The 9,126-nt window shown below is 66.9% G+C and carries 13 protein-coding genes; 9 read left to right on the forward strand and 4 right to left on the reverse strand.

What is annotated here, in order from left to right; genetic code table 11:
* Positions 1-306: 306 nt before the first annotated feature.
* From infA to truA, 8 genes are all read left to right on the forward strand, one after another.
* A complete protein-coding gene (gene infA / locus test1122_RS16340; protein WP_003948620.1) occupies positions 307-528 on the forward strand; it encodes a translation initiation factor IF-1 in 222 nt (73 codons plus the stop codon).
* 59 nt (positions 529-587) lie between these two features.
* Positions 588-701, forward strand: coding sequence for a 50S ribosomal protein L36 (gene rpmJ, locus test1122_RS16345; protein ID WP_003956441.1), 114 nt, complete (start codon positions 588-590; stop codon positions 699-701).
* A 197-nt stretch (positions 702-898) separates the two neighbouring features.
* Entirely contained in the window at positions 899-1,279 is a 381-nt protein-coding gene (rpsM, locus tag test1122_RS16350; protein WP_232269900.1) for a 30S ribosomal protein S13, read from the forward strand.
* A 70-nt stretch (positions 1,280-1,349) separates the two neighbouring features.
* Complete coding sequence (gene rpsK / locus test1122_RS16355; protein WP_004571845.1) at positions 1,350-1,754, forward strand: 30S ribosomal protein S11; 405 nt, start codon at positions 1,350-1,352, stop codon at positions 1,752-1,754.
* Between the two features lie 26 nt (positions 1,755-1,780).
* On the forward strand, positions 1,781-2,407 hold the full coding sequence (gene rpsD, locus test1122_RS16360) for a 30S ribosomal protein S4 (RefSeq protein WP_232269901.1): 627 nt from the start codon (positions 1,781-1,783) through the stop codon (positions 2,405-2,407).
* A 274-nt stretch (positions 2,408-2,681) separates the two neighbouring features.
* On the forward strand, positions 2,682-3,704 hold the full coding sequence (locus tag test1122_RS16365; RefSeq protein ID WP_232269902.1) for a DNA-directed RNA polymerase subunit alpha: 1,023 nt from the start codon (positions 2,682-2,684) through the stop codon (positions 3,702-3,704).
* Positions 3,705-3,847: 143 nt separating this feature from the next.
* Positions 3,848-4,399 carry a 50S ribosomal protein L17 gene (gene rplQ, locus test1122_RS16370; RefSeq protein ID WP_232269903.1) on the forward strand — a complete coding sequence of 184 codons (552 nt, stop codon included), beginning with the start codon at positions 3,848-3,850 and terminating at the stop codon, positions 4,397-4,399.
* Positions 4,400-4,489: 90 nt separating this feature from the next.
* Complete coding sequence (gene truA / locus test1122_RS16375; protein ID WP_232269904.1) at positions 4,490-5,350, forward strand: tRNA pseudouridine(38-40) synthase TruA; 861 nt, start codon at positions 4,490-4,492, stop codon at positions 5,348-5,350.
* Here the strand turns inward: truA and test1122_RS16380 are convergent.
* From test1122_RS16380 to test1122_RS16390, 3 genes are all read right to left on the reverse strand, one after another.
* Positions 5,327-6,385: a DUF7847 domain-containing protein gene (locus test1122_RS16380; protein ID WP_232269905.1), complete on the reverse strand. Its 1,059-nt coding sequence runs from the start codon at positions 6,383-6,385 to the stop codon at positions 5,327-5,329. The genes truA and test1122_RS16380 overlap by 24 nt on opposite strands.
* A 59-nt stretch (positions 6,386-6,444) precedes the next feature.
* Entirely contained in the window at positions 6,445-7,296 is an 852-nt protein-coding gene (locus test1122_RS16385) for a hypothetical protein (protein ID WP_232269906.1), read from the reverse strand.
* A 165-nt stretch (positions 7,297-7,461) separates the two neighbouring features.
* Positions 7,462-7,737, reverse strand: a complete 276-nt coding sequence (locus tag test1122_RS16390) for a GntR family transcriptional regulator (RefSeq protein ID WP_232269907.1) — start codon at positions 7,735-7,737, stop codon at positions 7,462-7,464.
* 120 nt (positions 7,738-7,857) lie between these two features.
* Here test1122_RS16390 and test1122_RS16395 point away from each other — a divergent pair, with 120 nt between their 5' ends.
* A complete protein-coding gene (locus test1122_RS16395) occupies positions 7,858-8,814 on the forward strand; it encodes an IS481 family transposase (RefSeq protein ID WP_232269908.1) in 957 nt (318 codons plus the stop codon).
* A 3-nt stretch (positions 8,815-8,817) separates the two neighbouring features.
* Here test1122_RS16395 and test1122_RS16400 read toward each other — a convergent pair whose 3' ends face one another.
* On the reverse strand, positions 8,818-9,093 hold the full coding sequence (locus test1122_RS16400; protein WP_232269909.1) for a GntR family transcriptional regulator: 276 nt from the start codon (positions 9,091-9,093) through the stop codon (positions 8,818-8,820).
* Between the last annotated feature and the right edge of the window lie 33 nt (positions 9,094-9,126).

A 9,126-nucleotide genomic window follows, 5' to 3' on the forward strand; every position in this document is an offset into this window, starting at 1 on the left:
CCGCCCCTTCCCGTAACCGGGGCTTCGCCCCGGGCCCCGGGGTTTGCCGGGTGCGGCCGGTGGGCCGGTGTTGTGCCCACCCGTTCCGCCCCTGGCGGAACGACTGCCCACAACGCTTGGGGCGGGATAGGGGAAACCCACCCGGCGACCGGTGCCCGGTTTGGGGGTAAGGATCTTGGAATCCGGGGATGCTCCCTGGATTCGTCTTTCCCCGGAGCGTAACGTAGACTGGCTCGTCGGTCCTGGTATATCCCTATGCCTGCGACCGATCCAGGTAGCCGATCCCGGAAGGTGAAGCGCTCAAGCATGGCCAAAAAACAAGGGGCCATCGAGATCGAGGGCACCGTCGTCGAGTCTCTCCCGAACGCGATGTTCAAGGTGGAGCTCCAGAACGGGCACCAGGTCCTCGCGCACATCAGCGGCAAGATGCGGATGCACTACATCCGTATCCTTCCCGACGACCGTGTCGTGGTGGAGCTGTCTCCCTACGACCTGACGCGTGGACGGATCGTCTACCGCTACAAGTAGATCTTGCCTGCGCCCCGCTCCCGTGGGGTGACGGCACTGACCCGGAGAACCTCAATCCCATGAAGGTCAAGCCGAGCGTCAAGAAGATCTGTGACAAGTGCAAGGTGATCCGCCGCCACGGTCGGGTCATGGTCATCTGCGACAACCTGCGCCATAAGCAGCGCCAGGGCTGACGCACGACCTGCGCCTCGTACCTCGCAAATCTTCACGCGACGCAAGCGATAAGTACATACGCAGTCACCCGACCCCCCATGTCATGTGTGGGGACGACACCCCCGGTCGGAGGCCGGGGACCCGGCTCGTAATACTCAAGAGTCTTACGGGAACGGTGCTGCGGAAGACCTCCGAATAGCAATCAGGAGCCACATCCATGGCACGCCTCTCAGGCGTTGATCTCCCGCGTGAAAAGCGCGTTGAGGTCGCCCTCACCTACGTCTTCGGCATCGGTCGCACCCGTGCCCAGGAGACCCTGAAGAACACTGGTGTGAACCCGGACACCCGCGTCCGTGATCTGGGCGAAGAGGAACTGCTCAAGATCCGCGACTATGTCGAGGCCAACCTCAAGACCGAGGGCGACCTCCGTCGTGAGATCCAGGCCGACATCCGTCGCAAGGTCGAGATCGGTAACTACGAGGGTCTGCGTCACCGTCGCGGCCTCCCGGTCCGTGGTCAGCGCACCAAGACCAACGCTCGCACCCGCAAGGGCCCGCGTCGCGCGATCGCCGGCAAGAAGAAGCCGGGCAAGAAGTAGTCCACAACCGGACGCTCATAAGCGGTCCGAGTTGTAGGACCGATCACCTCCACGGGAGATAAAGAAGCTTATGCCTCCAAAGGGCCGTACGGCCGGCGCCAAGAAGGTGCGCCGCAAGGAGAAGAAGAACGTCGCCCACGGGCACGCTCACATCAAGAGCACGTTCAACAACACCATCGTTTCGATCACTGACCCCACCGGCAACGTGATCTCTTGGGCTTCGGCCGGTCACGTGGGCTTCAAGGGCTCGCGTAAGTCGACGCCGTTCGCTGCGCAGATGGCCGCCGAGTCGGCTGCCCGCCGCGCGCAGGAGCACGGCATGCGCAAGGTCGATGTGTTCGTCAAGGGTCCCGGCTCCGGCCGTGAGACCGCGATCCGCTCCCTCCAGGCCACCGGCCTTGAGGTCGGCTCGATCCAGGACGTCACCCCGACACCGCACAACGGCTGCCGCCCGCCGAAGCGCCGCCGCGTCTGACCAGCTGAAGTAGGAGAACTAAGACAATGGCGCGTTACACCGGGGCCGACTGCAAGCGTTGCCGTCGGGAGAAGCAGAAGCTCTTCCTCAAGGGGAGCAAGTGCGAGAGCGCAAAGTGCCCGATTGAGATCCGTCCTTACCCCCCGGGTGAGCACGGTCGCGGGCGCACCAAGGACAGCGAGTACCTGCTGCAGAAGCGTGAGAAGCAGAAGGCCGCTCGTATCTACGGTGTCCTTGAGAAGCAGTTCCGTGGGTACTTCAACGAGGCCAACAGGAAGTCCGGCAAGACCGGTGAGAACCTGCTGCGCATCCTGGAGACCCGGCTGGACAACGTGGTGTACCGGGCTGGCTTCGCCAAGTCCCGTGACCACGCCCGCCAGCTGGTCCGGCACGGCCACATCATGGTGAACGGTCGCAAGACCGACATCCCGTCGGCCCGTGTCGTTCCCAACGACATCATCGAGGTCCGCGAGTCCTCCCGTAACATGACCCCCTTCCAGGTGGCTCAGGCGGAGGCCGGCGAGAAGACCGTTCCGGCGTGGCTGGAGGCCATCCCGTCGCAGCTGCGGATCCTCGTGCACTCGCTGCCCGAGCGCCAGGTGATCGACACCCAGGTGCAGGAGCAGTTGATCGTTGAGCTCTACTCGAAGTAACGGGTAGCGCTTGGCCGCTTCGGCGTCCGGCCCGGGGTTCGCACCGTGTGTGCGGCTTGGGGTCTGGGGATTACTCCCCAGGGTGTTGCAGCATTGACACCTAGGTGCAGGAGCAGCTGATTGTTGAGCTCTACTCGAAGTAAGTAGAGATCGACTTGTACGGGCGGCCCGGCATTCCGCCGGACCGCCCGTATCCTTGCAGTATTGACCTCGGGCCGCCGCCCGGGGCTGTCGGCATCAAATAGCGGTTGCCGAAGACTGGAGGCAATTTCCCATGCTGATCGCTCAGCGTCCTTCCCTGACCGAAGAGGTCGTCGACGAGTTCCGCTCCCGGTTCGTGATCGAGCCGCTGGAGCCGGGTTTCGGCTACACCCTCGGTAACTCCCTGCGTCGTACGCTCCTCTCCTCGATCCCCGGCGCTGCTGTCACCAGCATCCGGATCGACGGTGTCCTGCACGAGTTCTCCACCGTGCCGGGCGTCAAGGAGGACGTCACCGACCTCATCCTCAACATCAAGAGCCTGGTCGTCTCCTCGGAGCACGACGAGCCGGTCGTGATGTACCTGCGTAAGCAGGGCCCCGGCCTGGTCACCGCCGCGGACATCGCCCCGCCGGCCGGTGTCGAGGTCCACAACCCCGACCTGGTCCTCGCCACCCTCAACGGCAAGGGCAAGCTGGAGATGGAGCTGACCGTCGAGCGCGGTCGCGGCTATGTCTCCGCGGTACAGAACAAGCAGGTGGGCCAGGAGATCGGCCGTATCCCGGTGGACTCCATCTACAGCCCGGTGCTCAAGGTCACCTACAAGGTCGAGGCGACCCGTGTCGAGCAGCGCACCGACTTCGACAAGCTGATCGTCGACGTCGAGACCAAGGAGGCCATGCGGCCGCGTGACGCCATGGCGTCCGCCGGTAAGACCCTGGTCGAGCTGTTCGGTCTGGCCCGCGAGCTCAACGTCGACGCCGAGGGCATCGACATGGGCCCGTCCCCGACCGACGCTGCGCTCGCCGCCGATCTGGCGCTGCCGATCGAGGAGCTGGAGCTCACCGTCCGCTCCTACAACTGCCTCAAGCGCGAGGGCATCCACTCCGTGGGTGAGCTCGTGGCGCGTTCCGAGGCCGACCTGCTCGACATCCGTAACTTCGGTGCGAAGTCGATCGACGAGGTCAAGGCGAAGCTGGCCGGCATGGGCCTGGCCCTCAAGGACAGCCCGCCCGGATTCGACCCGACCGCCGCCGCCGACGCCTTCGGCGCGGAGGACGACACGGACCAGGGCTTCGTGGAGACCGAGCAGTACTGAAGCCTGTACGGCTGATCGCCGTTGCGGCGGGGTCTCGGGGCTTTGCCCCGAGACCCCGGCGCTCAAGTTTCGGCTGGGCGACCGCTCAGCCGACCTGACACCGGTACCTGATACGGCCGGTGCAGAGCTCAAGGAGAAACAACATGCCGAAGCCCACCAAGGGTGCCCGTCTGGGCGGCAGCGCCGCGCACCAGAAGGCCATGCTGGCGAACCTCGCCACCAGCCTTTTCGAGTACGGCCGCATCACCACCACCGAGGCGAAGGCCCGCCGCCTGCGCCCGTACGCGGAGCGTCTGATCACCAAGGCGAAGAAGGGCGACCTTCACAACCGCCGCCAGGTGATGCAGAAGATCACGGACAAGAGCGTCGTGCACACGCTCTTCACCGAGATCGGCCCGCGGTACGAGAACCGTCCGGGTGGCTACACCCGCATCACCAAGATCGGTAACCGCCGTGGCGACAACGCGCCCATGGCTGTCATCGAGCTGGTGGAAGCCCTGACCGTGCAGCAGAAGGCTGTCGGTGAGGCCGAGGCCGCCACCAAGCGCTCCGCGAAGGACGCCGCTGGTGACGAGGTTCTGGCGGACCTGAATAAGGACGAGACCCCGGCTGAGGCCGAGGTCGAGGCTGAGACTGAGGCCAAGTCCGACGAGGTCGCCGACGAGGCTCCGGCCGAGGAGAAGAAGGACGCCTGAGCGTTCTTCTCCCCGAAGCGGCGACGGGCCCGCTCCCCTGGGGGAGCGGGCCCGCTCGTGTCTCAGGAACAGTTTGAGAGGATCGACGGCGTGAGTGATGCGGTGGAGCCCGGCTTCGTACGGGTACGGCTGGACCTGTCGTATGACGGGAAGGGCTTCTCGGGCTGGGCCGCGCAGCGTGGGCGGCGGACCGTGCAGGGTGAGCTGGAGGATGCTCTGCGGGTCGTGATGCGGCAGCCGGAGCCCTTCGAGCTGACGGTCGCGGGCCGTACGGACGCGGGCGTGCATGCCCGGGGGCAGGTCGCCCATTTTGATCTTCCCGGGGAGCTGTGGGCCCAGCACGGTGAGCAGCTGCTGCGCAGGCTCGCCGGGCGGCTGCCGATGGACATCCGGGTGTGGCGCGTCTCCGAGGCACCGGCGCACTTCAACGCCCGCTTCTCCGCGATCTGGCGGCGTTATGCCTACCGGGTGACCGACCACCCGGGCGGCGTGGACCCGCTGCTGCGCGGGCACGTCCTGTGGCACAACTGGCCGCTCGACCTCGACGCCATGAACGCCGCCGCCGCGAAGCTGGTGGGCGAGCATGACTTCGCCGCTTACTGCAAGAAGCGTGATGGCGCCACCACCATCCGCACGCTCCAGACGCTGCACTGGGTCCGGACCTCGGAAGGCATCCTGGAGGCCACGGTCAAGGCCGACGCCTTCTGCCACAACATGGTGCGTTCGCTGGTTGGCGCGATGCTGTTCGTCGGCGACGGTCACCGCCCGCCCGAGTGGCCCGCCAAGGTGCTCGCGGCGGGCGTACGGGACTCGGCCGTCCATGTCGTCCGGCCGCATGGCCTGACCCTGGAGGAGGTCGGCTACCCGGCCGACGAGCAGCTGGCGGCCCGTAACCACACAGCGCGCAACAAGCGGTCGCTACCGTCGCTACCGGGGGCTGGCTGCTGCTGAGGCCGCGGCCTCGGCGAGGGTGAGGTCGAAGCGTTCCTGGCGGATGCGCAGGTCCGTGTAGAGCAGCGTGGCCACCAGGTACGGGAATGGTGTGGTCAGGGCGGAGCTGACGGCCAGGGCGAACAGGATCACCAGCAGCAGGATGATGAACGTGGCTGGTTCCGGGGCTCCCCCGCTGAAGGTGGCCGCCGACACGCTGAAGCCGCCGATGAGCATCAGCACGGTCTGAATGATCTGGTTGACGACCCCGACGAGGATCACGACCAGCAGCATGATGCCCAGAACCCGCCACCATGAGCCCTGGACGAGCTGCCAGGACCGGCGCAGTGCGGCGACCGGCGGTTGCCCTTCCAGCGCGGCGGCGGTCGGCGCCATGCCGAAGCGGATGTAGAAGAACGCCGCGCAGGCGCCGCCGCCCAGGAACAGCAGGATGCCCAGCAGCGCGAGTGCCACGCCAGCGCCGGATCCGGCTGTGACGCCCGCAACAACGGCGCCGATCAGCAGGGCGTAGCCGAGGATGACCGGAACGCCGACGAGCAGACCGGTGAGCACTTGGACGCCGAGTACGGACAGCACCCGGGGGTGGGCCTGTCGCCAGAGTTCGCCGAGGGTCAGCGGCTTGCCGAGAACGGCGTGTGAGGTGGCCACGGCGTATCCGGCCTGGAGGGCGGCCATGCCGTACAGGCCGGTCAGGACGGCTACGAGGCCGACGGTGACGCCTGCGACGACCAGCTGGGCGACCTGGCCACCGGTCGGGCTGCTGTCGAAGGCGGCGTGCACGGCGGAGTGGACCAGCAGGTACGCCAGGCCGACGGCAATGCCGAGGGCGAGGAACGTGATCCCCAGGATCGCGAAGGTGAAGCCGTAGATCTGCCGCCCATAGCGGCCTATGACGCTGAAGGCACCGCTGAGGATGTCGCCGACGGCCAGTGGGCGCAAGGGTATTGCCCCGGGCTTGGGTGGCGGTGGCGGCGGTGCGTACCAGCCGCCGTAACCGTTGCCATATCCGCCGTCCCATCCCGCGTAACCGGACATGGCTCATCCCCCCGTTGTGCTCTGCCGTACAAGAGTGCGACGCGCACTCTATCCGTTGCCTATCCGTTGCGTGCCGGGTCGGTAGCCGCTGCCTGGGCCTGCGCCTCGCCGCGCTGGCGGATCTTGAGGAAGGCGTACTTGGCGACATCGAGGCCGGCGGTGCGGGCCTTGGTCTCCTCCTCGGTGACGTCCGTGCCGTTCAGATAGCCGGAAACGGTGAAGTAGGCATAGCGGCCAAGGGCGTTGGCGCTGGCCCGGCAGGCCGAGGCCCGGCAGAACTCCGGGGTGCCGCCACCGGGGAGCGGGGCAACATTGGGCTCGGCGTCGTCCCTGGCCTTCTTGGCCGCGGCCTCGGAGTCAAAGACCGCGATGCCGACGGTGATCGCGATGCCGTCGCGGGTGAAGGTCGCGCGGTGCATCTCACGGCACTTGTTCGCGGTGAGGATGGGGCCGAGCTTTCCCCGGGCGAGGGAGGCGCAGTTCTTGGTGGAGTCGGTGGCCGTCCGCGTGAAGGTGCGGCCGTTGACCTTGATCTTCTTGACCGGGAACAGCGTCTTCGTGCTGAGCGGGGCCGTGTCCTTCTTCGGGTCGGAGATGTAGTCGTGCGGGTTCGGCGGGGGCGGCGGCGCCTCGGTGTTGAAGGTCGGCTCGGGCTGCGCGGGGCTGGAAGGCAGATCCTCGGGGGTGGGCAGCGCGGAGGACGGTGTGTCGGAGGGGCTGCCGTTGCCCTCGGAGATGACCGCGACGGCGACGATCGCGGCGACGGCCACGGTGGCGAGCGCTCCGCCGCCGAGCAACAGCCAGCGCCGTTTGCGTGCGCGGGTCGCTTCCGCGTCCTCGGCGAGTGCGTTCCAGTCCGGGGTATTCGGTCCCCCGGGGCCCCAGCCGGGTCCCCCTTGCCCAAAGCTCATGGGGGAATCTTACGGAAAGTGGATGGGCGCCTAGCGCGGTGGACGGTCACAATCCGGCGTCGTGGAGTGGGGGTTGCTGTGCGGGGTGGGGTTCCCCGGTGGGTTCCCCAATCCCGCCCCTTCCCGAAACTGTGGGCTCCGCCCCCAGGCCCCCGCCGCTGTCGCCTACTCGTCGCCGGATTCCTCCGGTTTCCGTTCAGCCACGTACGTTCCGCGCTGCGGCACCACGAAGAGCCTGCCTTCCTGCACGAGCAGGGCGATGGCGCGGCGGACCGTAGGCCGGGAGAGACCGAACTCGTCGACCAGGCGAGCTTCTGAGGCGATCGGGCGGTTGACCTTCCAGTCACCTCGATCGATGCGCGCCTTCAGGATGCCCGCGAGCTGCCGGTACGGCGGTTCGGGAGCTTCGTGCTCGATCTCGTCATCAGGCCCGTAGTCCATAACAGATAACCCTGGCTAGCTGTATTGATCATGAGCGTTGTTGACACTCGTGGGTCTTGATCATGGCGAAGACCTCCGGTGTGGTGGAGCTGTCTAGGACTGCACCGCACGGAGGTCTTCGTGTCCCACCGTAATGCCCGACTGACTGTTCATGGCAGGCGGCTGCTGGTCGAACGTGTGTGTTCGGGCCGTCCGGTCGCGCATGTCGCGGCGGAGATGGGCGTCTCCCGCATGACAGCCCACAAGTGGGTGCGCCGCTGGCGGAACGAGGGGGAGCCAGGCCTGCATGACCGTTCCAGCCGCCCGCACACCACCCCGCACCGCACAGCACCAGCCATGGAAGCGCGGGTGCGTGAGCTGCGCACGACCCGCAAGCTCGGCCCGGCCCGCATCGGCCCGATCCTTGGCCTGCCCGCCTCCACCGTGCATCGCGTCCTCGCCCGCCACGGCCTGCACCGGCTGTCCTTCCTGGACCGGCCCACCGGGCAGGTCATCCGCCGCTACGAACGCGACCGGCCCGGCGAACTGATCCACGTGGACGTCAAGAAACTCGGCCGGATCCCCGACGGCGGCGGCTGGCGGATCCACGGCCGTAAAGACAGCCGACTGACCAAGACCGGCGCCGGCTACGACTACATCCACTCCGCCGTCGACGACCACACCCGCCTGGCCTACAGCGAGGTCCACACCGACGAGAAAGCCGCTACCTGCGCAGAGTTCCTCCGGCGAGCCGCCGCCCATTTCGCCGGGATGGGCATCCGCCGCATCGAACGGGTCCTTACCGACAACGCCTGGTCCTACCGCAAGAGCAGCCTGTGGAAGCAGGCCCTGACCGACCTCGGCGCAGTCGGCAAGCTCACCCGCGCCTACCGGCCACAGACCAACGGCAAGGTCGAACGCTTCAACCGCACCCTGCTCGACGAGTGGGCCTACCTACGGCCCTACACCAGCAACGCCGATCGAACAGCGAGCCTCGAAGGCTTCCTGCACACCTACAACTACCATCGCTGCCACACCGCACTGGCAGGCCAGCCACCCATCAGCCGCGTCAACAACCCTGCGGGTCAATACAGCTAGCGGCTAGATCTCGCTGGACTCTTCGGGCTCCTGCTTCACCACGAAGGTGCCCTTCGCGGGCACTGTGATGACGAGCCCCCGTTCGCGTGGTTCTGTGAGCGCGCGGCGGACCGTCAGCAGCGCCACCCCGTACTGCTCCGCCAGCTCCCGCTCACCTGAGAGCCGGGCTCCCATGGGGAGCCTGCCGGACGCGATCTGTCCGGCGATGTGGTCTGCCACCTGCACGTACACATACACGTGGCTCGCTGGGTCCGGTCGCCAACTCTGGTCATCCGCCATGTAGTGGACGCTATGTCTGGCTCCGGCGTCACG

This window comes from Streptomyces gobiensis, assembly GCF_021216675.1.
Classification (GTDB): Bacteria; Actinomycetota; Actinomycetes; order Streptomycetales; family Streptomycetaceae; genus Streptomyces; species Streptomyces gobiensis.